A 21,390-nucleotide genomic window follows, 5' to 3' on the forward strand; every position below is an offset into this window, starting at 1 on the left:
TGACCGGCGGCGCCCAGTCCGGGTTGCGTGGCGGCCCACCCAGCCGCAAACTTGGCCCAGAAACCAACGCCCCGAGCCCCTGCGCAGTAGATCAGCAAAAAACCGGACCTTTATTTCTGCGTGATACCACTCCCCACCCTTTACTATTTTCTGTGCTACGCCTGGAACCGACTGCCCGAGCCCGCCGTGCTGCAGGCCAGCGAAGCAGCTCAATTTCACCGGCCGCTTGGGTTGCTGGCCCAAGTGCTGTTGCACGGCACGCGGCGCTTGCTCCGAAATGGCCTTCCGCGCACTTTTCAGCCCCAGGAAGCCGAGCTAACCAGCTTGCGGGGCCGAATTGAGCTAGCCCCTAGCCTGGGCCGGGGTCTGCTGGAGCGGGGCCGCGCCATCTGCACCTTCGACGAACTAAGTCCCGACTCGCCCCTGCACCGCCTGCTGGCCCAGACGCTGGGCGCCTTAGCCAGTGCCGCCGACTTGCCCTTGACCCTGCGGCGCGAGGTGAGCCAAGTCCGTCAGCGGTTTCCGGCGTCGTTCACTGCAGCCCCGACGGTGCCGCCCACTACCGCCACCTTCCGGGAGCTGCGGCGGCAGCGGCTGGGTAGTCAGGCGGCCTTTCTGCTGCACGTATGCGAGCTAGTGTGGCAAACGGCCCTGCCCGAGCCCACCGCCCGCGGCCGAAACCGCTTCAGCGACTTCCGGCGCGACGAAGCCCTGATGGCGCGCCTGTTTGAGCAGTTTACCCGCAATTTCTTCCGCCGCGAGCAGCGCCGCTACCGCGTGTATGCCGAAACCATTGCCTGGCAGGCCGCGGGGCAGTCCGAAGACCTGGCCTTGTTGCCCACGATGCTAACGGATACTACCCTGGAGGCGCCCGACCGCAAAATAATCCTCGACACCAAGTACTACGCCGCGGCCCTGCGCTCGCGCTACGACCGACAGCGCCTCATTGCGCCACACCTCTACCAGCTCTATGCCTACCTCCAGAACCAGCGGCCCGCCCCCGGCCAGGCCTTGGAAGGGATTCTGCTGTACCCCGCGGCTACTCAGGCCGTTGACCTGCGCTACACCTTGGGCGGGCACCCGGTGCGCGTTGTCACCCTCAACCTGCACCAGCCTTGGGATGGTATTGCGGCCGATTTATTGAGCTTGATTGCCTGATTACAGCCTGACTGTAGCAGGGCACAAAAAACAGCCCAGACTTTCCAAAAGGAAAATCCGGGCTGTTTCAAAAGCCGAAGCATGGAGCTGGCACAAGGCCAGCGGCCAATTACTTCTTAACCTCTTCGGTCGTGGTGGTGGTGGTACCGGTGGTGGTGCCAGCAGCAGGAGCAGCAGCGTCCGTAGCAGGAGCGGTGGTTGCGTCAGCAGCAGGAGCAGTGGTAGCAGTGCTGTCGGTGGTGGTAGAGGTCGAGGTCTCGGTGGTAGCAGCAGGAGTCTCAACGGTGGTCGACTCGGTCGACTTCGACTCGCACGAAGACAGACCAGCGGTCAGGGCCAGGCCCAGGGCAGCAACTTTGAACAGGTTGTTCATTTTGAAGGTAATTTTGAAAATGGGTTAACATAAAAGACGCCCTTTATCCCGGCTTACTGGAAAGGTAACCCGGCCTAGAAAAATATTTTTTCGGCGGGTTACTTGTGCCCCGTATTTGTATTAACTACCAAAGTGAATGAGCAGGGGTAATTCAACTTCCTCTTCGTTAACTCCTACCGACGACGCGCTGATTGCCGCCATTCGTGACGGCGATGAGCGGGCGCTGGCCCACCTCTACCGGTTGCACTGGCCCATGGTATCGCACTTCGTGCTGCAAAACAGCGGCTCCGAAGACGACGCCCAGGACGTGTACCAGGAAGGCGTGATGGTGTTTTATGAAAAAGTACGCGATGGCTCGCTTGAGCTGAGCTGTCAGATTAAAACCTACCTCTACGCCGTGTGCCGCCGCCTGTGGCTCAAGCGCCTGACCAGCAAAAGCCGCTTTGGCGTGCGCTTGCTCGACGATGAGGAGCACGGTCCCTACCTGAACACAGGAGCCGAAGAAGACTTGCTTGCTGCCGAGGAACAGGACCGCCGCTTCACCACCATGAGCGAGGCCCTCAACCACCTCGGCGAGCCCTGCCGCTCGCTTCTGGAAGGCTTCTATCTGCTTGACAAATCGATGCAGGACTTAACTGCAGAGTTTGGCTACACCAATGCCGACAATGCTAAGAATCAAAAGTATAAGTGCCTGGTGCGCTTGAAAAAGTTATTCTTTACCCATTATAAAGAAGAGCCTATCTGATATCCATTAGCTGCGAGCCCGTTGCCCGCAGAACCCCCGTTGCTTACCGCCGCCGGCCCCGCGCCGGCAGCTTTTCCCATGATGACTGAAGCAGACTACTACGCCTTATTTGAAGCCTACGCCGATGGCGAGCTGGCCGGGCCCGCCCGTGCCAATCTCGAAGCGCGGCTGGCGGCCGACCCTTCCCTGGCGTTGCGCTACGCTGACTTCACGGAAATGACCGGCACCCTGCGGGCCTACCGCCAGCGCCAAAACGTGCGCCAGCAGCTGCAGGGCATCCACGCCGCTATGCTGGCGGCCGAAACGCCGGAAGAAATTACCACGACTAAAACCAATGAGCCGGCTTCGCCGCTAACCCACTCGGTGAACCCGATGCTGCGCATCTCGCGCACCGAGCGGCGGCTGCGCGACTTCTGGAGCGGGCACCGCGCCACGGTGGGCGTCGCGGCTTCGGTGGCCATCCTGGCCGTGTTCAGCACGTTGCTGGGCCTGGAGTGGTGGCGGGCCGCCAAAACGGCCCCTTCGCTGTACGGCTACACGGTGCTGCGCCGCGAAGTAGAGCGCATCAAAAAGAGCCAGAAAGACCTGACGCTGACCCTGAACCAGTTCGGCAAGTCGGGCATCAGCGCCCCCGCCCCGAAGGAAAGTAAGTTCAGCGGCACGGGCTTTGCCCTCACCTCCGAAGGCTACCTGGTTACCAGCTTCCACGTCATTCAAGGGGCTGATTCGCTGCTGGTAGAGGGCCGCGACCGGCAGCGCTACCACGCCGAGCCCGTGTATTCCGACGTGAAACACGACCTGGCCATTCTGCGCATTACCGACAAGAAATTCACTGGCTTCGGCCGCCTGCCCTACGCCATCAAGTCGGGCCAGGCCGATTTGGGCGAGCGGGTGTTCACCCTGGGCTACCCCCGCGAAGACGTGGTGTACGGCGAAGGGGCCCTGAGTGCCCGCTCGGGCTTTGAGGGCGACACTGCGTTTTACCAAGTGAGCATTCCGGTGAACCCCGGCAACTCGGGCGGCCCGCTGCTCGACGAGCGCGGCAACCTGATTGGGGTGGTAAGCGGCCGCCAGAACGACGCCCAGAGCGCCGCCTTTGCAACTAAGTCCTCTTACCTGGTGCGCTTGGTCGACTCCCTGGATGCTGCCAAGCCGGCCGTCGCTTTTCACCTGCCGCATTTCGGCCAGTTGGCTGGCACGGGGCGCCCCCATCAGGTGAAAAAGCTGCAGGACTACGTGTTTGTGGTGAAGGTTTTCGAATAGCCTTGCCGGCGTCGGTAAGCCCCCGAAAATTGAGCTAATGCTTAACTAAAGGCCTGTTTCTTCATTGAAGCAGGCCTTTGCTTCTTTGGCTTTTCCTGGGTAGCCATGCGGCTGTGCTTAGAAAGGGACATAAGCGCCTCATTTCGCTGCCTGAAACCGAAAATAGCCGCTTTCTCAAAAACCTTGCACCTCCGAAACGAGTACTTAGGCCTAGGCCGACAGCGCCGATATTCCCTTCTTTTGCATTCCTTAATTCCGCTCTCCGTGGCTCAAAATCAACAAACCCCACCTACCAGCAACGACGTTGCCGGCTCGGCTATTTTCAAGAAGTTTCTGCGCACCGCCGAGGGCTACGTTCGGCAGCCCACCCGCATGAAGCAGCTGCTGACGGATGCCTACAAGAAAGCCAGCGAAAAGAACGAAGTGGGCACCTTGGCCCACGAAGCCTGGGAAACACTCCAGACCATGTTCCGGCTCATTAAAGCGTCGATGTCGGGCGAGTACACGGGTGTACCCGGTACCACCGTGGCCGCGGCCGTGGCGGTGCTCATCTACTTTCTGAGTCCCATTGACCTGATTCCGGATTTTATTCCGGTGCTGGGCCTGCTCGACGACGTAGCCTTAGTGGCGTGGTTCTCGACCACCCTCAAGCACGAGCTCGACAAGTTTCACGAATGGGAAACCACGCGCCCGGCTCTAGCCGTCAATGCCAATGTGGACACCAAAAGCCACAAAGCCGCCGCCGAGCAGGCCGCAACCGCCATGAGTGCCGGCCCGGCTTCGCCCCACGCCCCCGAGCGCCCGCAGCCCGCGCGGGAGTCGGCCAAGCAGCACGGCACCGTCGACCTGCCCTCCACGCCTTCGCACTCCAACACCGACTCGGGGCTGGGCACGCCCGAAAGCAGCAGCCCGCGCCCGGTGCACGAGGCCGGCCCCGACGTACAGCCCACCGGCCCCACCAGCGGCGCCACCGTGCGCACCTGGGAAGGCAGCCGCAACAGCACCGACCCCGGCAACCTCGACTCCGGCGGCAACGTGCGCTAACCTAGTATAAAAAGCAAAGCTCCTGCTTAAGCAGCAGAAGTTAAATACAAAAAGCCCCGGCAACTTTGGTTGCCGGGGCTTTTTGTATGATATGACACCAGGGAATACGGCCTTAGGCGGCTACGGCGTGGTCGCGCACGTAGCGCACAAAGTCACCCACTGTATACAGGGGCACTTCGTCGGGAATGACGATGCTGAAGTTGCGCTCCAGCTCAAGAATAATATCCACTACGTCGACGGTGTCGAAGCGCAGGTCGCGGGCGAGGCTGGCTGTTTTGCGCACGCGGCTGGCCCGGATGGCCTTGCGCTTGCTGATAATGCGAAAAACCTGCTGCTCGATAGAAGGGCCAGGCGTTGGAATAGTGGTGGATACGTACATAATAGCGGACGAAAAAAGGTGTCGTAGAAGTAGCAGGCGGAGCGCGCCGATGGAGCCCGCCGGTAATTAATGCTGCAACAAAAACTACCGACGAGCTTCAACAACGCATAAATTGTTAAGCTAGTACCCGCGGCGAAGCCGCATGTACTTGTTCAGAGTCCACCTCCTCCGAATTGGTTGCAAGACGGTCGGGGTTTTTTCCGGTTATTTTTCCTTTTAGCGTTTCGCTTAATAAATACATCACGGGCACCACCACCAGCGTAATGACGGTGGCGAAGCTCAGGCCGAAAATGATGGTCCAGGCCAGGGGCCCCCAGAACACGACCGATTCGCCCCCGATGAAGAAATGGGGGTGGCCAGAGTTGAAGAGCTCGTAGAAGTCGACGTTCAGGCCAATGGCCAGGGGGATAAGGCCCAGGACGGCCGCGGTGGCCGTCAGAATTACCGGGTTGAGGCGGGTGCGGCCAGCCAGCACAATGGCTTCGCGCAGGGGCATGCCCTGTGAGCGCAGCATGTCGGTGAATTCAACCAGCAGAATGCCGTTTTTCACCACAATACCGGCCAGGGCGATGATGCCGACGCCGGTCATTACGATGCTGATGTTCATGCCCGTAATGGCCAGGCCGAAGAACACCCCGGCAATGGAGAACAGCACCTCGGAGAGGATGATGAGCGGCTTGCTGAACGAGTTGAACTGCGTAACGAGAATCAGGAAGATGAGGCCGAGCGAAAGCATGCCGGCAATGGGCAGGAAGTCGCTGGTTTCCTTCTGATTTTCCTGGGCGCCGCCCATGCGGATTTCGTAGCCGGGCGGCGTGGGGAAGGCCTTGAGGGCTTTCTGGATATTAGCCACCACGTCGGGCCCGGTGAAGCCATTGAGCACGTTGGAGGAGATGGTGATGACGCGCTTCACGTCCTTGCGCTTGATGCCGCCGTAGGTGGTGCCGTAGGTGACGTCGGCCACCGAGCTGATGGGAATTTGGCGTACGGCTCCGGTGGCGTCGCGGAAGGTGAGCGGCGCGTTCACAATGGCGTTCACATCGGAGCGGTAGGGCTCGGCGTAGCGCACTTGGATGGGATATTCGTCGTCGGGCGTCTTGAATTTGCTGGCTTCTGAGCCGTAGATGGACGTGCGCACCTCCATGCCAATCTGGGCGGTGCTGATGCCTTCGCGGTTGGCGCGGGTGCGGTCGATGTTGACGGCAATTTCGGGGTTGCGGTCTTCCAGGTTGGAGCGTAGCTGCTCCACGCCGCCGATTTTCAGCGAGTCGACGTAGCGGGTCACTTTCTTGGAGAGCTTGGCCAGGGCCACGTAGTCGTCGCCGGCCACTTCGATGGCGATTTCCTTGCCGGTGGGCGGGCCGGCGGCTTCCTGGTCGACCGATACCTCGGTGCCGGGAATGCCTTTTACCACCTTGCGGATTTCATCCATGTAAATGGCCGACGACTTGCCCTTGCGCTCGCTCAGCTCCTTGAACGCCACGCCCACTTTGCCCAGGTGCGACTGCGACACCCCCGGGGCGCCGCCCTCGGTGCCATCGGTGGCACCAATGGCCACGTTGGTAATCACCGACTCGACGTCGGGGTTGTTGCGGCCGATGACGCCGTAAATGCGGTTTTCCAGCAACCGCGTCACCGAGTCAGTTACCTCCACGCGGGTGCCCACGGGCATCTTCAGGTAGGTGTAAATGAACTTCGGGTCGCCCTTGGGGAAGAAGGCCACCTTGGGGCCACGCACGGCCACCGCCGCAAACGAGCCGAAAAACAGCACCACCATGCCCACCATCACCAGGGCCGGGTGGCCGATGGCCCAGCGCACCAGGCTGGCGTAGCCGTTCTGGAAGCGCGGCAAAGCGCGGGTCTGGAACCAGGCAATCATCTTCGAGAACACGAACACGTTGAGGAAGCAGAACAGGATGATGGTCAGCGTGAGGTTGCCCACGAAAGTTGAGCCAGCCAAGTAGCCGATAACGGCAATGGCCGCCAGCACGCCCATGGCGATGAGGAAGTTCCGGGTCAGCTTGGGCTTGCTTTCCTCGCTGTGGTGGTCTTCGCGCTCCATGAAGCTCACGGCAAACACCGGGTTCATGATGAAGGCCACGACCAGCGACGACATCAGCGTCAGAATGAGCGTAACGGGCAGGTAATACATGAACGAGCCCACGATGCCGGGCCAGAACAGCAGCGGCACAAAGGGCGCCACCGTGGTGAGCGTACCGGCCAATACGGGCACGAACACTTCGCCGGCCGCAAACTTGGCCGCTTTGCTGGTGCTCAGGTTGGGGTGCTCGTGCAGGATGCGGTGGGTGTTTTCAATCACCACAATGGCGTCGTCGACCACGATGCCGAGCGCCAGCAGGAAGGCAAACAGCACAATCATGTTCAGCGAAAAGCCGAAGATGGGAATGAGCAGGAAGGCCAGGAACATCGAAATCGGCACCGAGAGGCCCACAAACAGGGCGTTGGTGGTGCCCATGAAGAACATCAGAATCAGCGTCACCAGCAGGAAGCCGATGATGATGGTGTTGATGAGGTCGTGCAGGGTCACGCGGGTGTCGTTCGACGTGTCGCCGGTGATGGTGATGGTCAGCTCCTTGGGCAGGGTTTTTTTCGATTCCTCCACAATCTGCTTGATTTTGTCGGAGGCGTCGATTAGGTTTTCGCCCTGGCGCTTCACCACGTTCAGGGCAATGGCTGTCTTGCCGTCGAGGCGGGCGTACGATTCCCGGTCCTTAAAGGCGTCTTCCACGGTGGCAATGTCGCCGAGACGCACGGCCGCGCCGTTCAGGTTTTTCACCTGAATGTCGGCGATGTCCGAAGCCTTAGTGTACTGGCCGGCCACGCGCACGGCGCGCTTCTGGTTGCCCACATCAATGGAACCACCCGAAATGGTCACGTTCTCGGAACCAATGGCCCGGGTGATGTCGCTGAAGCCCAGACGCGAAGCCCGCAGCTTGTTCAAGTCCACGTCCACGTTTACCTGGGGCTCCAAAGCCCCCACGATGTCGACGCGGGTGATTTCGGGGAGGGCCTCAATCTTGTCCTGGAAGTCGTCGGCGTACTTCTTGAGCTGGTTCAGCGGCAGGTTGCCGGCCAGGTTAATGTTCATGATGGGAAACTCCGAGAAGTTTACCTCGTTCACGGACGGCGGCGAGGGTAGGTCGTTCGGCAGCTCGTTGCTGGCCTTGTCCACGGCGTCCTTGATGAGCTGCTTGGCGTACTGCACGTCCACGCCGGAGTTAAACTCCACGTCCACTACGCAATAGTCCTGGTTCGAAGTGGAGTTGATTTTCTTCACCCCGTTAACGCTCTTGATTTCCTTTTCGAGCTGGCGCGTCACCAGGTTTTCGATGTCGGTCGGCGAGGTACCGGGATAAATCGTGGCCACGATGATGCGCGGAATCACGATGTCGGGAAACTTCTCTTTGCCCAACCGGACGTAGGCGAAGATGCCCGAGATGCACAGCAGCACCGTGATGATGTAGATGCTGGTCTTGTTGTTAATGGACCAACTGGTGGGGCCAAATTCTTTTTCGATGTCCTGCATAGTCTTCGCGATTGGCTTATAAACTCACTACTTGGCCTTCGTTCAAATTCTGGTAGCCGGCCGAAATCACCTTATCGCTGGCCGTCAGGCCGCTGGTTACTTCCACCTTGCCGTTGTAGGTGTTGCCGGTTTTGATGATGCGCCGCTTGGCCACCGACTTATTGCCTTCCTGGCCCACCACATAGACGTAGCTGTTCTGCTCGTCTTTCTGCACCAGGTCCACGGGGATGACCGTGGCGTTGGGGCGGTCGTAATTCAGGATGCGCACCGTGGCCACCATGTTGGGGCGCAGGTTGGCGGCTTTGGCACCGGTCAGGCGCACCTCTACCGTAAAAGTGCGGCTGGTGGCGTTGATGGTGCGGCTCACCACGCGCACTGTGCCGGGCAGTTCCTCGTCGCCCAGGTCTGGGATGGTCACCAGGGCTTTGTCGCCGGCTTTGATGCTGTTGCCATAGGCTTCCGACACGTCGGCCAGGATTTTGCCGCCCGCGCCGCTGGTCAGGCGCACCACCGGCGAGCCGGGGGCCACCACTTCGCCCAGCTTGGGCAGTACCTCGTCCACGGTGCCGCTGAAGGGCGCCACCACGTTGTAGAGGGCGCGCTGCTGGTTGAGCGTGGCCAGGTTGCGCCGCAGGGCATCGTAGTTGTTCTTGGCTTGCAGGTACTGGATTTCGGTCCCGATTTGCTGGGCCCACAGGCTTTTTTGCCTTTCGTACACCGTTTTGGCTAAATCCATGCGGGTGCGGAGCTCGGCAATGCTGGCGTCGAGAATGGAAGCGTCAATCGTGGCCAGTACCTGGCCTTTGCCCACCCGGTCGCCGCGCTGCACGCGCAGGCTGGTGAGGGTGCCAGCCGCGCGGGCGCCCACGGCGGCGTTCTGGTCAAAATCGACACGGCCCTGCACTTCGAGGTAGCTCTTGAAGCTTTCGGGCTGCACGTTCATCACCGCCACGGGCGTGGCCGTGACGGCGGGTTTGTCGGGGGTGCCGGTTTTGGCTTCCAGCTCGGCAATCTTGGCTTGATTGGAAGCCTGCTCCTGTTTCAGTTTGGCCAGTTCGGCTTTGGGGTCTTTTGAGCCGCCGCAGGCAGCCATGAGCAACGAACCGGCGAGGAACAGGGCAGCAGAGTAATTCTTATTGAGTCGCATGAGAAGCGGATGTTTTTGGGGTTATGCCGGGCAGAGTATCCGCGCCCGTTGGCATATATGAAGGGGAGCATCCGGAGCTTGGGAAGAAGGGAGTGCAACCACAAGCTTCGGACAACAATTGTTACTTTTTAACCTGGTTGTACAGCTCGCCGGTGGCTTTGTCGCGGTCCACTTTGGCCACCAGCACGTCGTAGATGGCGCCGTAGTAGTTGGTTTGGGCCGCACGCAGCTCGGTTTCGGCGGTGATGACTTCCAGGTTGGAACCCACGCCCGCGTTGAACTTGATGCGGGTGACGCGGGCCACGTCGGCCGCCAGGTCGAGGTTGGCCTTTTGGTTGTCGAGCACGTCCAGGGCATTCACCAGCGTGGTCCGGCTCTGGGCGTCCTGCAGGTCGATGCTCTGGCGCAGGGTGTTGAAGCCCTGCTCAATCGTCTGCTGGGCCAGGCGGCCCTGCTGCACCTGGTACTTGCGGCGGAAGCCGTCGAACACCGGCACCTGCAAGGTGAGGCCCACGTTGCCGAAGCCAAACCAGTTCTGGTTCAGAAAGCCCCTGCTGCTCCGCGAGTTGGGCCCGCGGAACTCCAGCAGCCCGCCCAGCCGCGGGTCGGACCCCGTGAAGCCGTAGGCCCCGGTGAGCAGCAGGCGCGGGTAGGCGCTGGCGCGGCGGTTGCGCAAGTCCAGGCCGGCCAGGGCCTGCTGGGTTTCCAGCACCGAGAACTCCACACGGTTGTTGTAGTTGCCCGCGGCCACGGCCTGCGGCGCACGGCCGCCGCTGAGGGCGGCTTGCTGGTCGAGGCGGGTTTGCTCGGCCGCGTTTTCCTGGCCGGGCGTGGCGGTGGGCTGGCCGGGCAGGGCCGAGGTGCCGGCCACGCCGCCACCGGTGTTGAAGTTGGCCACGCCCAGGCGCTTGCGCAGGGCGCCGGCGTCTACCAGCGCAGCTCCTAAGGAGTCGGTGAGTACCACGGGCTGCTGCTGGGGCAGGCCCATCTGGAACTTGAGCAGCGCCAGGCTCAACTCGGTCAGGCGCTGGGCTTTCTGCTGCTCCACCACCAGGTTGTTGCGCTGCACCTGCAGGCGGTCCACGTCGAGCTTCTCGGCGAAGCCCGCCTTGAAAATCTTCCGCGTTTGGTTGAGCACCGTGTCGAGGCGCTGCACATTGCGGCCCAGCAGGGCCAGGCGCGAGCGGGCCACCAGGGTGCTGTAGTACGCTTTGCTCACCTGCTCCACCACGTCTATCTCGGCCTGCTGGGTCTGGCGTTGGGCCAGCTGCTCGTACACTTTGGCCGCTTTCAGCCCAATGAGGTAAGAGCCGTCGAAGAGCAGCTGCGAGACGCTGGCACTCGTGGAGCCAGCGTACTGCAGGCCAAACGCCAGGGGGGTAGGTCCGGTTTGCGGCGCTTCGCCGTAGGCGGGGCTCAGGGTAACGGCGGTGCCGGCTTGCGCGGCGGCAATGTCCTGGGCCGTGAGCTTGGTGCCCTGCAGCGGCGCGCCGCCGAAGCGGGAAAAGTCAACCAGCGACTTCTGCAGCTTGAAGTTGTCGGCCACGTTGGCGCCCACGTTTACCTGGGGCAGGCCGGCGCTCTTGATTTCGCCCACCCGGGCCCGGGCCGTTTGCTCGGCCAGGCGCGTGGCTAGCAGCGTGGATTTGTTCTGAACGGCATAGCTCACGGCCTGGGGCAAGCTCAGGGCCATGACGCCGGCGGCGGGCGGCGCCGCGGGCAGCGCGCCCTGCGCCGACTGGGCCCGGAGCGCGGTGGGTGCCACGCCGGCCAGCGCGGCCAAAAGCAGCAGCTTGGGTGAAAACAACTTTTTCATCGACAACAAAAGGGAAATGGGGTAAGCGTAATCGTAATAAGGGGCAGCGGGGGGTTATTCTTCTTCGGTGACGTGGCGGTATTTATTGATGAGCTTGTGGCCCTTGAGCGTGGCCACGCCCAGCAGAAAATGCTCGTCGAATACCCGGCGCACGCGCTGGGCCTCAAACTGGGCCGGCGGGTACACGTCATGGTCAAACGTCAGGTCAATCTGGGACAGGTGCAGGCGGGCCAGCACGTCCACGTCCAGGTCGGGGCGATAAAAGCCTTCGGTCATGCCCCGGCGCAGGTTCTGGGTGATTTGGGCCAGGACGTAGGTGTTTTTGTGGGCGGCCAGCAGCTGCCAGGCCGCCGGGTAGTACTTCTGCAGGTCGTAGAAAATACTGGGGTGAACGCCGGTAAACTGCTGTTCGGCCCAGGCCGTGATGCGCACCATTTGTTCTACCGCGTTGGTGGAGTGCCCGGCCATGGCCTCGCACTCGCCTTGCACCTTGTGCAGGTGCTGTTCCATGGTAGCAAGTACAATCTGGTCCTTGTTCTCGAACCATTTGTAGAGGGTCTTCTTTGACATGGCCATGCTGGCGGCGATGTCGTCCATACTCACGCTCTTGATGCCGTTCCGCATGAAAAGCGTGGAGGCGTGGTTGAGGATTCGTTCTTTGATTTCCATGATTTGCGGTGCAAAGATACCATGGAAACTTTTATTGTGTTTGAAGTTTCCGTTTGGTTTTTTTGCAGCCGGCTCCTTGGGCGTTTTTCCTGTTCCTTGTCCCGACGGATTACCGGCTGATTTACTTTAGCCCCATCAGCCCCGCCCCCGAATATCCGTAGCTCAACCATACAATAAACTAAATTTGTTGGTATTGCAAAGCTAATTAAATTAGTTTTAATAACACCAATACCCTGTCGATTAAGGGCGTAATTATTTTCCAACGCCGCCCAGGCCCGCTGAGAAACGGCCGGCGGGTACTTTTGCGGTGGCCCCGCTGGCCTGCTCTTATTTGACCTTATGAAAATCCGCACCGGTTTCGGCTACGACGTTCACCAATTGCAAGAAGGCCTGCCGTTTTGGCTCGGCGGCATCCAGGTGCCGCACACCCACGGTGCCCTCGGCCACTCCGATGCCGACGTGCTTATCCACGTCATCTGCGACGCGCTGCTGGGCGCGGCCAATCTGCGCGACATCGGCTTCCATTTCCCCGACACCGACCCGCAGTACAAGGGCATCGACTCGAAGCGCCTGCTGAGCGAGGTGATGCGCCTGCTGCGCGCCAAGGGCTACGAAGTCGGCAACATCGACTCCACCATTTGCCTGGAGCAGCCCAAGGTGAACCCGCACATTGCCGAAATGCAGCGCGTGCTGGCCGCCGTGATGGGCATCGCGGAGGAGGATATTTCCATCAAAGCAACCACCACCGAGAAATTGGGGTTTGTGGGCCGGCAAGAAGGCGTGGCCGCCTACGCCGCCGTGCTCATCCAGCGCAGTTAGTTTACCCTCAGAATTCCCGCCATTTCCAATGACCAACAAAGCCCTCCTTATTGCCCTCCTGGCCCTGGCCAGCGCCGCCCCGGGATACGCCCAGAGCAAAGTAAAAATCAAAACCAAGCCCGGGAAAACCACGGCGGCTCCGGCCGCCGCCGTGGCTCCCGCCCCGGCCCCCACCGACTGGAGTGTTAAGTACGCCGACCTGGTTACGGCCGAACGCCTGCGCGCACACCTGGCCGTGCTGGCTTCGGATGAGTACGAAGGCCGCGAAACCGGCACCAAAGGCCAGCACATGGCTGCGGCCTACGTAGCCGAGCAGTTTAAGAATGCCGGCCTCACCGGCCCCATTGCCAACCCAGCCGACCCTTACCAGCAGCACTTCAACGTGGAGCAGGTAACCTGGGCCGACGGCGCCAGCCTGAAAGTGGGCAAGAAAAGCTACCAGTGGCTGGTGGATTTCTACGGCATGGGCGACTCGCCGTTTGCCACCGAAACCACGGTGAAGCCGGTTTTCTTGGGCTACGGCATCGAGCAGCCCGGCTACTCCGATTACGCCGGCCAGGACGTGACGGGCAAGGACGTGCTCATCCTGCTGGGCGAGCCCACCAGCGCCGATGGCAAAGCCCTGCTGAGTTCCGACGGCTCGCCCACCAAGTGGGCCAACGACTACCGCGCCAAAGCCCAGCTGGCTGCCCAGAAAGGCGCCCGCACGGCGTTTTTTGTGAGCTTTAACCCCACCAGCAATTTTGCCAAGCACACGGCCCGCCTCGCGCCGATGATAGCGCACCCCTCCACCGTGATGGTGAGCGACGCCAAGCCGAGCCGCGTGCCGTCGTTCTTTATTTCGCCGGCCGTGGGCCTAGAGGTGCTGGGCACGAAAGACGCCGCCATGCAGGCCTACCTGGCCAAAATCAACAGCACGAAGCAGCCGGTGAAGTCCACGTTCAAAGTGGTGCCGCTGCAGGTTAAAGCGGAGCGCAAGCGCACGCCCGTGCAGACGGAGAACGTGCTGGGCTTCATCGAAGGCACCGACAAGAAGGAGGACATCATCGTGATTTCGGCTCACCACGACCACTTGGGCACTCAGAACGGCGTGGTGTTCAACGGCGCCGACGACGACGGCTCCGGCACCTCGGGCATTATTACCATTGCCGAAGCATTTGCCCAGGCCAAGAAAGAAGGCCACGGCCCGCGCCGCAGCTTGCTTTTCCTGAGTGTGACGGGCGAGGAAAAGGGCCTGTTTGGCTCGGAGTACTACTCCAAGCACCCGGTGTTCCCCTTGGCCCAGACGGAGGCCGACCTGAACGTGGACATGATTGGGCGCACCGACGTGGAACACGAGGGCAAGCCGGACTACGTGTACGTCATTGGCTCCGACAAGCTGGCCTCGGAATTGAAGGTGATTCAGGAGGAGCAAAACAAGAAGTACACCCAGCTCGACCTAGACTACCGCTTCGACGACCCCGCCGACCCGAACCGCTTTTACTACCGCTCCGACCACTACAACTTTGCGGTGAACAAGGTACCCGTCGCCTTTTTCTTCAACGGCGTGCACGCCGATTACCACAAGGAGAGCGACGAAATCAGCAAAATCGAATTCCCGAAAATGGAGAAACGGGCCAAGCTGGTGTTCCACCTCGCCTGGGAGCTGGCAAACCGCGACGGCCGTATTGTCGTTGATTCCAACAAGCTGTAAACCCGGCTAAAAGCTCGAACGTCATGTCGGGCTTGCCGCCCGCCCCGCTACCGCAGCCAAGCATCCTGCCTTACCCAAACGAGCCGTTTGGTGGGAAGCAGGTGCTTTGCCGGCTTGGCAGGGCGGGCGGCAAGCCCGGCATGACGTTTTACTTGTGGCTCTGCGGCCAACTCAATTCCGCACTCTTTTTCCTAATGAAAAAACTCGTCTTGTGCGGGCTGTTGGCCTTGGCCAGCGTACTTCCGGCCATGGCCCAACAGGCCCCGGCCAAGGTCAAAATCAAGCTTAAGGATCTGGCTAGGAGGGGCAAGGCGACGGCTTCGACCGCCACGGATTGGTCGCGCACGTATGCCGCTACCATCCGGCCCGAAGAGCTGCGCCAGCACCTGACCGTTGTGGCATCGGACTCGTTTCAGGGCCGCGAAGTGGGCCGGCCTGGGCAGAAACTGGCGGCTGACTACTTAGTGAAGCAGTTTGCGGCGCTGGGGTTGCAAGGCCCCGTGCCGGGCAGCGACAACCCGTACTTGCAGCATTTCCCGCTCATCCGCAGCACTCCTGTGGACGGAGGCTATGTGCGCGTGAGCGGCCAGCGCTACGAGTGGCTGAGCGACTTTTTCAGCTATGGCCCCATGCCGTCGCCCTTCCGCACCGAGACGGTTTCAAAGCCGGTCTTTGTGGGTTTTGGGGTGGAGCAGGGCGCGTATTCCGATTACGCCGGGCTCGACGTGCAGGGCAAGGACGTGGTGGCCATCATGGGCGAGCCGCAGGACGAGCGGGGCCGCAAGCTGCTCAAGCCCAACGGCCGCCCGGCCGACTACTGGGAATCGGGCCTGCGCAAAGCCGTTCTGGCCAAAGCCAAAGGTGCGCGCAGCATCTTTCTGATGACGTTTGCGCCCACGGCGGCGTTCCAGCAGGAGGCGGCCAAGTTTGCCCCATCGTTGCGGGAGCCGGCTTATTCACTGCCGGACCCCGGCCCGGCCATCGTCGATACCGTGCGCGAGGACCTGCCGCCGGGCATCGGCGTGTACCTGACCTCGCAGGAAATGGGGCTGCAGCTGGCCGGCACCGACCTGCCGGGGCTGATTGAATACGTCCGGGCCGTTGGGCGGGCGGGCAAGCCGGTACCGGCCGCTTTTGCGCCCCCGGCCGTGACCATCTACGTGCCCCAGACCCAGGAGCCGCTCATCACCGAAAACGTGCTGGGCTTCTTGGAAGGCACCGATAAGAAGGACGAGGTATTGGTAATATCCGCCCACTACGACCACCTGGGCGTGAAGCACGACACCATCTATAACGGGGCCGACGACGACGGCTCAGGCACCGTGGCCTTGCTGGAAATAGCTCAGGCTTTTGCTAAGGCCAAGAAGGAAGGCCACGGCCCGCGCCGCAGCATCCTGTTCATCGCCATGACAGCGGAGGAAGAAGGCCTCTTCGGCTCCGAGTACTACACCGCGCACCCGGTGGTGCCGCTGGCCAATACCATTGCCGACCTGAACATCGACATGGTGGGCCGCACCGACCGCAAGCACAGCCCCAAGAAGCACTTCGTGGACATCGTGGGCTCAAACAAGCTGTCGTCGGAGCTGCACCGCATCAACGAAGCGGCCAACCGCACCTACACCCACCTGGAGCTGGACTACCGCTACAACGTACCCAACGAGCCGGAGCACATCTACTACCGCTCCGACCATTACAACTTTGCGCGGCGCAAAATCCCGGTCATTTTTTATACCACCGGGGAGCACGCCGACTACCACAAAGCCACCGACGACGTGGACAAAATTGAGTTCGACAAGCTTACCGAGCGGGCGCAGCTGGTGTTTCATACGGCCTGGGAACTGACGAATCGGGACCGGCGGATTGTGGTGGATTCTAATCGGCCTTGAGTGGTTTTCGCACAGAGTGAGCCTGAGCTAAAAAATGAGTTTCACCGAGCATTCTATGGAAAAAGATGAATTGACCGGGCGCATACTGGGCATTGCTTTTCGAGTACATACTGTGCTAGGGCCGGGGCTGTTGGAATCGGTTTACGAAGTGGCACTGGCGCACGAGCTGCGCAAGGCCGGACTGCTGGTAGCCACGCAAGTAGAGATGCCCGTGGTGTACGACGGCATCCGGCTGGATTTAGCTTTCCGGGCAGATATTGTGGTAGAAGGCCGCGTTATTCTAGAGCTAAAATCAGTTGAAGCTTTGGCGCCTGTCCACTCCAAGCAACTGCTGAATTACCTGAGGCTTTCCGGCTTAAAGACTGGCTTGTTGATTAACTTCAACACCATCTCCCTGAAAGACCAGCTCATTCGCCTTTCAAACTGACTCGGTGAAACTTCCCTTCCCTCTTTTTTAACTCTGTGCTAAAGTGAAGGCAGAACAATTCCAAAAGGACTCCGAAGCCAAGGCCTTCGACCGCGAGCACCGCCGCAAAATCCGGTTCAACATCGGCAAGTATGACGCGGCCGTGAGCGCCGGTATGAAGCTCTACGACCACCACGAGCTGGCCCGCGACCGCGGCGCCTACCTCAAGGCCACCGTGCTCGAGAAGCTGGACGAGTACCTGCTGCAGTTCGAAGCCGCCTTCACGGCCCGGGGCGGCCGGGTCATCTGGGCGCGCGACGCGGCGGAGGCCCTGGCCGAAATCGGCAAGCTCACCAAGGCCCGCAACGCCAAAACGGTGGTAAAGGCCAAGAGCATGACCACCGAAGAAATCCACCTCAACAAGTACCTCGCGACGCAGGGCGTGGAATCGGTGGAAACGGACCTGGGCGAATACATTGTGCAGCTCAACGGCGAGCGGCCCTACCACATCGTGACGCCGGCCATGCACCTGAGCAAGGCCGACATCAACGACATCTTCGTGAAGCACCTGGGCACGGAGAGCACCGACGACGCTCAGCAGCTGGTGCTCACGGCCCGCCACTTGCTGCGAAACAAGTACACCGCGGCCGAAGTGGGCGTGACCGGCGGCAACTTCCTTATTGCCAAAGAAGGCGCCGTGGCCGTGACCGAAAACGAAGGCAATGCCCGCCTGTCGGCCACTTTTCCCAAGCTGCATATTGCGGTGGTGGGCATCGAGAAGGTCATTCCGCAGCTGACGGACCTGGACTTGTTCTGGCCGCTGCTCAGCACCAGCGGCACGGGTCAGCAGGTCACGGTGTACAACACGGTGTACTTCGGCCCGCGCCAGCCCGGCGAGACCGACGGCCCGGAAGAAATGGTGGTCATTCTGCTCGACAACGGCCGCACCAACCTGCTGGCCCAGCCAGACAAGCGCGCCGCCCTGCGATGCATCCGCTGCGGCGCTTGCCTGAACGTGTGCCCCGTGTACAAGAACATCGGCGGCCACACCTACGAAACCACCTACTCCGGGCCCATCGGCTCGGTCATCAGCCCGCACCTGAGTGGCCTGCCCGAGCACAAGCACCTGAGCTACGCCAGCAGCCTGTGCGGCGCCTGCACCAGCGTGTGCCCGGTGCGCATCCCACTGCACAACCTTTTGCTGCTCAACCGGCAGCAGAGCGTGGAGGAAGGCTACGCGCCCACCGAAGAGAAAATAGCCATCGGCCTGTGGAAGTGGAGCATGCAGCACCGCTGGGCCCTGGATTTGCTGCCCGCCACCGTGAAGGACTGGAGCCTGAGCCGCCTGCTGGGCCAGGTGGGCTGGAGCAAGCGGCGCGAGGCCCTGGCCATTGCCCCGCAGTCGTTTCGGGAGATGTGGAAGCAGCGACGGCCGGCTCAACGCTAATATGGCTACCGGCTGGACTGCTAGCCGTTTCGGGCGGTTTGCTCGTACTAGGCTTTTTCCTTGACGATGCAGCACTACCTGTTTCTGGCCCTGCGCGTGATTACCGGCTTGGGAGGCATCATCTTGGTTATTACCACGCTGTCGGCGGCCATTCGCTCGTTCATCCTGCCGCGCAATGAGGTAGTGCGGCTAAACGTCTGGGTGTTTGTGGGCATCCGCGTCTTGTTCGACACGGCCGCCAAGCTGGCCAACTCTTACGAGCGGCGCGATAAAATCATGGCCCACTATGCCCCGGTGGCCCTGGTGGCGCTTCCGGTAGTGTGGGAGGCCCTCGTTGGGCTGGGCTACACCAGCCTCTATTGGGCCCTGGGCGAAGGCAGCTGGCAACGGTGCTACACCCTAAGCAGCAGCTCCTTGCTCACGCTGGGCACCACCAGTACCCGTCACCTGTCCATGGCGGTGCTTAGCTACTCCGAGGCCACGCTGGGGCTGCTGCTGCTCACGCTGCTCCTCTCCTACCTGCCCACCATCTACCAGGCTTTTTCGCGGCGCGAGGTAACGGTGGCGCTGCTGGAGCTGCGGGCCGGCACACCGCCCACGGCCTCCTGCCTGTTGGGCTGGCTCAATCAGGACGGCTCGGTGCTCAACGACAACCAGCAGTGGGCCGACTGGGAGCGCTGGTTTGTGGAGATTGAAGAAAGCCACACCTCGCTGCCCATCCTCTCGTTCTTCCGCTCGCCGCAGCCGGGCCGCTCCTGGGTCACGTGCAGCGGCCTGATACTGGACTCGGCCGCGCTGTTCTTCGCGGCAGTGGCCGGCACCCGCCCCCGGCAGGTCGAAATCACCTTCAAAGCCGGCTGCCTGGCCCTGAACCGAGTGTACCGCTTCTTCGACGACAAAGCCGGCACCGAACCCAAAAGCCTGCAGCCCGGCCAAGACGAAGACGAGCCCGGACGAGCCGATTTCGATTTGGCCTGCAAGGAGTTGGTTGACCATGGCCTTACTGTGGTAGAAGACCGCGACGCAGCCTGGAAAAGCTACCGCGAATTGCGCAGCCGCTACGTGCCGGCCTTGCGGTTCATGGCCCACCTCACCATGGCGCCCAGCTTAAAGATGACGTAAAGCGCCATGGGGCGGCGCACAATCGCAGAAGAAAAGCAGAATGTCCCGAAGCGTGGAGCATTTGCCCAGCCGGAACCTCACCCCCGGCCCCTCTCCCGCGGAGAGGGGAGCCACGGCACAACATTTTAGCTCAATTGAGCTGGGGCTTTCTGTTCAGTGAACTGACGTGAGGCTCCCCTCTCCGCGGGAGAGGAGCCGGGGGTGAGGTGCCCCACGAGAGGCTACCCGCTGCAGGACTGCCAGTATCTACCCACGCTTAACCTACCTATTCCCCATCATCGGGCAGAATATTGATGTCCTGCACCAGCACGCGCTGCTCAATTTCGCGGCCCCGCTTGGTATTTGCCAGGCCACCGAGGGCCGTTTCCTTGTAGCGGGTTTCCATGGCCTGGCCCACTTCGCCGAGGGCTGCCACGCACTGGTCGACGGGAATAACCGGGTCAATGCCGGCAATGGCAATCTGGGCCGAGCTAAAGGCAATGGCGGCGGCCGATGCGTTGCGCACCACGCACGGCACTTCCACCAGCCCGGCCACGGGGTCACACACCAAGCCCAGCATGCACTGAATGGTGACGGCCACGGCCGCAAACACCTGGTCTACGGGCCCGCCGAGGCAATACACAATGGCACCGCTGCCCATGGCGGCGGCCGAGCCGGTTTCGGCCTGGCAGCCGCCCACGGCGCCGGCCAGCGAGGCATTTTGCTCAATAATGAGGGCGATGCCGGCCGCCACGAGCAGCCCTTCCAAAATCTGCCGGTCCGAGAGCTTATGCAAATCCTGCAGCGTAACGAGCACGCCGGGCAGAATGCCCGAGGCCCCGGCCGTGGGCGCGGCCACTACGCGGCCCATGCAGGAGTTCACCTCCTTGGCCCCGAGGGCGCGGGTGATGAGCTGCTTGAACTCGGGTGAGAGCACGGTAACGGGCGAGGCGGCAATCTTCTTGGCGCCGTTGTTTATCATGCCCGAGCGCGACGTCATGTCGCCGGTCAGGCCCTCGTGCACGGCGTCGCGCATCACGTCGTAGGCGCGCTGCAGGCCGCTCCATATTTCGTCCTCGGTGCGGCCTTTCTGCTCAATTTCGTAGGCCAACACCGGTTGGTACAGGGGCTCGCCGGTAGCGGCGCAGTGCTCGCCCCAGGAGGCGAAGTCGTTGAAGAGAAGGGACATGGCGGGGTGGGAATTGAGCTGATAAAAGAAGAGAACGTAAAGCCCCGGCCGAAGGTGTCTTCAGCCGGGGCTCAAAGCTACAGGATTGGCGCAGGCGCGGCCTTAGGCGGCGGGTTGGTTTTCGGTTTCCGTCACCAGCTTGATGCTGGCCGAATTGATGCACAGCCGCAGGCCCCCGGGAGGCGGGCCGTCGGGAAACACGTGGCCCTGGTGGGCATCGCACACGTTGCAAAGCACTTCCACGCGGGTCATGCCGTAGCTGGTGTCCTTCTTGTAGCGAATGGCGCTTTCGTCGACGGGCTGGGTGAAGCTGGGCCAGCCCGTGCCCGACTCAAACTTGGTGCGCGAATCGTAGAGCGGGGTGCCGCAGCATACACAGGCGTACAGGCCGGCTTCGTGGGCCTCGCAGTACTCGCCGGTGAAGGCGCGCTCGGTGCCGTGCTCTCGCGTAACGTGAAACTGCTCCGGTGTGAGCAGCTGGCGCCACTCGGCGGGGGTTTTCTCTACGCGGCGCGGCGAGGGAATGGGGTTATTGGCAAGGCGAATGACATCGTTCCAGGTTTGCATATCGTTGGGATTGAAGATTGAAAGCGGGCAGATGCTGGGTAAACGCGGCCACGGCCCGGAAGTTTGCCGTAGCACCTCAATAGACGAACCGCGGTTCCCTTCCTTACCAACCCCGGCCGTAACTATTGCCCCAAGCTACTT

At 61.4% G+C, this 21,390-nt stretch carries 17 protein-coding genes and 1 pseudogene; 10 read left to right on the plus strand and 8 right to left on the minus strand.

The window, feature by feature from the left end:
* Positions 1–120: 120 nt before the first annotated feature.
* Entirely contained in the window at positions 121–1,158 is a 1,038-nt protein-coding gene (locus AUC43_RS03530; RefSeq protein ID WP_068190030.1) for a 5-methylcytosine restriction system specificity protein McrC, read from the plus strand.
* A 109-nt stretch (positions 1,159–1,267) separates the two neighbouring features.
* Here AUC43_RS03530 and AUC43_RS03535 read toward each other — a convergent pair whose 3' ends face one another.
* A complete protein-coding gene (locus AUC43_RS03535) occupies positions 1,268–1,531 on the minus strand; it encodes a hypothetical protein (protein WP_068190033.1) in 264 nt (87 codons plus the stop codon).
* A 136-nt stretch (positions 1,532–1,667) separates the two neighbouring features.
* Here AUC43_RS03535 and AUC43_RS03540 point away from each other — a divergent pair, with 136 nt between their 5' ends.
* The 3 genes and pseudogenes from AUC43_RS03540 to AUC43_RS21925 all read left to right on the plus strand — a co-directional run.
* Positions 1,668–2,276: an RNA polymerase sigma factor gene (locus tag AUC43_RS03540; RefSeq protein ID WP_068190035.1), complete on the plus strand. Its 609-nt coding sequence runs from the start codon at positions 1,668–1,670 to the stop codon at positions 2,274–2,276.
* A gap of 78 nt (positions 2,277–2,354) precedes the next feature.
* The gene (locus AUC43_RS03545) at positions 2,355–3,539 is read left to right on the plus strand and encodes a trypsin-like peptidase domain-containing protein (RefSeq protein ID WP_068190036.1); all 1,185 of its coding nucleotides are present in this window, start codon (positions 2,355–2,357) and stop codon (positions 3,537–3,539) included.
* Between the two features lie 465 nt (positions 3,540–4,004).
* Positions 4,005–4,166, plus strand: a pseudogene (locus AUC43_RS21925) (YkvA family protein); the annotation flags it as partial.
* Positions 4,167–4,695: 529 nt separating this feature from the next.
* On the opposite strand, the gene AUC43_RS03555 reads toward AUC43_RS21925, so the two are convergent.
* The 5 genes from AUC43_RS03555 to AUC43_RS03575 form a co-directional block, all read right to left on the minus strand.
* Positions 4,696–4,962 carry an acyl carrier protein gene (locus AUC43_RS03555; protein WP_068190039.1) on the minus strand — a complete coding sequence of 89 codons (267 nt, stop codon included), beginning with the start codon at positions 4,960–4,962 and terminating at the stop codon, positions 4,696–4,698.
* 115 nt (positions 4,963–5,077) lie between these two features.
* Positions 5,078–8,509, minus strand: coding sequence for an efflux RND transporter permease subunit (locus AUC43_RS03560; RefSeq protein ID WP_068190041.1), 3,432 nt, complete (start codon positions 8,507–8,509; stop codon positions 5,078–5,080).
* A gap of 16 nt (positions 8,510–8,525) precedes the next feature.
* Complete coding sequence (locus tag AUC43_RS03565) at positions 8,526–9,656, minus strand: efflux RND transporter periplasmic adaptor subunit (protein WP_068190043.1); 1,131 nt, start codon at positions 9,654–9,656, stop codon at positions 8,526–8,528.
* A gap of 121 nt (positions 9,657–9,777) precedes the next feature.
* Positions 9,778–11,472 (minus strand): TolC family protein, encoded by a 1,695-nt coding sequence (locus AUC43_RS03570; protein WP_068190044.1) that lies wholly within the window; start codon positions 11,470–11,472, stop codon positions 9,778–9,780.
* Positions 11,473–11,526: 54 nt separating this feature from the next.
* Positions 11,527–12,141: a TetR/AcrR family transcriptional regulator gene (locus AUC43_RS03575; RefSeq protein ID WP_068190048.1), complete on the minus strand. Its 615-nt coding sequence runs from the start codon at positions 12,139–12,141 to the stop codon at positions 11,527–11,529.
* Between the two features lie 339 nt (positions 12,142–12,480).
* Here AUC43_RS03575 and ispF point away from each other — a divergent pair, with 339 nt between their 5' ends.
* The 6 genes from ispF (at position 12,481) to AUC43_RS03605 (ending at position 19,514) form a co-directional block, all read left to right on the plus strand.
* A complete protein-coding gene (gene ispF, locus AUC43_RS03580; RefSeq protein ID WP_068190050.1) occupies positions 12,481–12,960 on the plus strand; it encodes a 2-C-methyl-D-erythritol 2,4-cyclodiphosphate synthase in 480 nt (159 codons plus the stop codon).
* A 28-nt stretch (positions 12,961–12,988) separates the two neighbouring features.
* Positions 12,989–14,653 carry a M28 family peptidase gene (locus AUC43_RS03585; protein WP_068190052.1) on the plus strand — a complete coding sequence of 555 codons (1,665 nt, stop codon included), beginning with the start codon at positions 12,989–12,991 and terminating at the stop codon, positions 14,651–14,653.
* A 194-nt stretch (positions 14,654–14,847) separates the two neighbouring features.
* On the plus strand, positions 14,848–16,539 hold the full coding sequence (locus tag AUC43_RS03590; RefSeq protein WP_099092922.1) for a M28 family peptidase: 1,692 nt from the start codon (positions 14,848–14,850) through the stop codon (positions 16,537–16,539).
* 55 nt (positions 16,540–16,594) lie between these two features.
* Positions 16,595–16,966 (plus strand): GxxExxY protein, encoded by a 372-nt coding sequence (locus AUC43_RS03595; RefSeq protein ID WP_068190054.1) that lies wholly within the window; start codon positions 16,595–16,597, stop codon positions 16,964–16,966.
* A gap of 43 nt (positions 16,967–17,009) precedes the next feature.
* On the plus strand, positions 17,010–18,392 hold the full coding sequence (locus AUC43_RS03600; protein ID WP_068190056.1) for a LutB/LldF family L-lactate oxidation iron-sulfur protein: 1,383 nt from the start codon (positions 17,010–17,012) through the stop codon (positions 18,390–18,392).
* A gap of 66 nt (positions 18,393–18,458) precedes the next feature.
* Positions 18,459–19,514: a hypothetical protein gene (locus tag AUC43_RS03605; RefSeq protein ID WP_068190058.1), complete on the plus strand. Its 1,056-nt coding sequence runs from the start codon at positions 18,459–18,461 to the stop codon at positions 19,512–19,514.
* A 265-nt stretch (positions 19,515–19,779) separates the two neighbouring features.
* On the opposite strand, the gene sdaAA is transcribed toward AUC43_RS03605, so the two are convergent.
* Both sdaAA and msrB read right to left on the minus strand, forming a co-directional pair.
* Positions 19,780–20,682: an L-serine ammonia-lyase, iron-sulfur-dependent, subunit alpha gene (gene sdaAA, locus AUC43_RS03610; protein ID WP_068190060.1), complete on the minus strand. Its 903-nt coding sequence runs from the start codon at positions 20,680–20,682 to the stop codon at positions 19,780–19,782.
* Between the two features lie 102 nt (positions 20,683–20,784).
* On the minus strand, positions 20,785–21,249 hold the full coding sequence (gene msrB / locus AUC43_RS03615) for a peptide-methionine (R)-S-oxide reductase MsrB (RefSeq protein WP_068190063.1): 465 nt from the start codon (positions 21,247–21,249) through the stop codon (positions 20,785–20,787).
* Positions 21,250–21,390: the final 141 nt, after the last annotated feature.

Source organism: Hymenobacter sedentarius (assembly GCF_001507645.1).
Taxonomy (GTDB): domain Bacteria; phylum Bacteroidota; class Bacteroidia; order Cytophagales; family Hymenobacteraceae; genus Hymenobacter; species Hymenobacter sedentarius.

Excerpts from the sequence above, each read along its gene's own strand:
- AUC43_RS03535 (WP_068190033.1), bottom strand. The coding sequence starts at position 1,531 with ATGAACAACCTGTTCAAAGTTGCTGCCCTGGGCCTGGCCCTGACCGCT.
- AUC43_RS03540 (WP_068190035.1), top strand. The coding sequence starts at position 1,668 with ATGAGCAGGGGTAATTCAACTTCCTCTTCGTTAACTCCTACCGACGAC.
- AUC43_RS03545 (WP_068190036.1), top strand. The coding sequence starts at position 2,355 with ATGATGACTGAAGCAGACTACTACGCCTTATTTGAAGCCTACGCCGAT.
- AUC43_RS03555 (WP_068190039.1), bottom strand. The coding sequence starts at position 4,962 with ATGTACGTATCCACCACTATTCCAACGCCTGGCCCTTCTATCGAGCAG.
- AUC43_RS03560 (WP_068190041.1), bottom strand. The coding sequence starts at position 8,509 with ATGCAGGACATCGAAAAAGAATTTGGCCCCACCAGTTGGTCCATTAAC.
- AUC43_RS03565 (WP_068190043.1), bottom strand. The coding sequence starts at position 9,656 with ATGCGACTCAATAAGAATTACTCTGCTGCCCTGTTCCTCGCCGGTTCG.
- AUC43_RS03570 (WP_068190044.1), bottom strand. The coding sequence starts at position 11,472 with ATGAAAAAGTTGTTTTCACCCAAGCTGCTGCTTTTGGCCGCGCTGGCC.
- AUC43_RS03575 (WP_068190048.1), bottom strand. The coding sequence starts at position 12,141 with ATGGAAATCAAAGAACGAATCCTCAACCACGCCTCCACGCTTTTCATG.
- ispF (WP_068190050.1), top strand. The coding sequence starts at position 12,481 with ATGAAAATCCGCACCGGTTTCGGCTACGACGTTCACCAATTGCAAGAA.
- AUC43_RS03585 (WP_068190052.1), top strand. The coding sequence starts at position 12,989 with ATGACCAACAAAGCCCTCCTTATTGCCCTCCTGGCCCTGGCCAGCGCC.
- AUC43_RS03590 (WP_099092922.1), top strand. The coding sequence starts at position 14,848 with ATGAAAAAACTCGTCTTGTGCGGGCTGTTGGCCTTGGCCAGCGTACTT.
- AUC43_RS03595 (WP_068190054.1), top strand. The coding sequence starts at position 16,595 with ATGGAAAAAGATGAATTGACCGGGCGCATACTGGGCATTGCTTTTCGA.
- AUC43_RS03605 (WP_068190058.1), top strand. The coding sequence starts at position 18,459 with ATGCAGCACTACCTGTTTCTGGCCCTGCGCGTGATTACCGGCTTGGGA.
- sdaAA (WP_068190060.1), bottom strand. The coding sequence starts at position 20,682 with ATGTCCCTTCTCTTCAACGACTTCGCCTCCTGGGGCGAGCACTGCGCC.
- msrB (WP_068190063.1), bottom strand. The coding sequence starts at position 21,249 with ATGCAAACCTGGAACGATGTCATTCGCCTTGCCAATAACCCCATTCCC.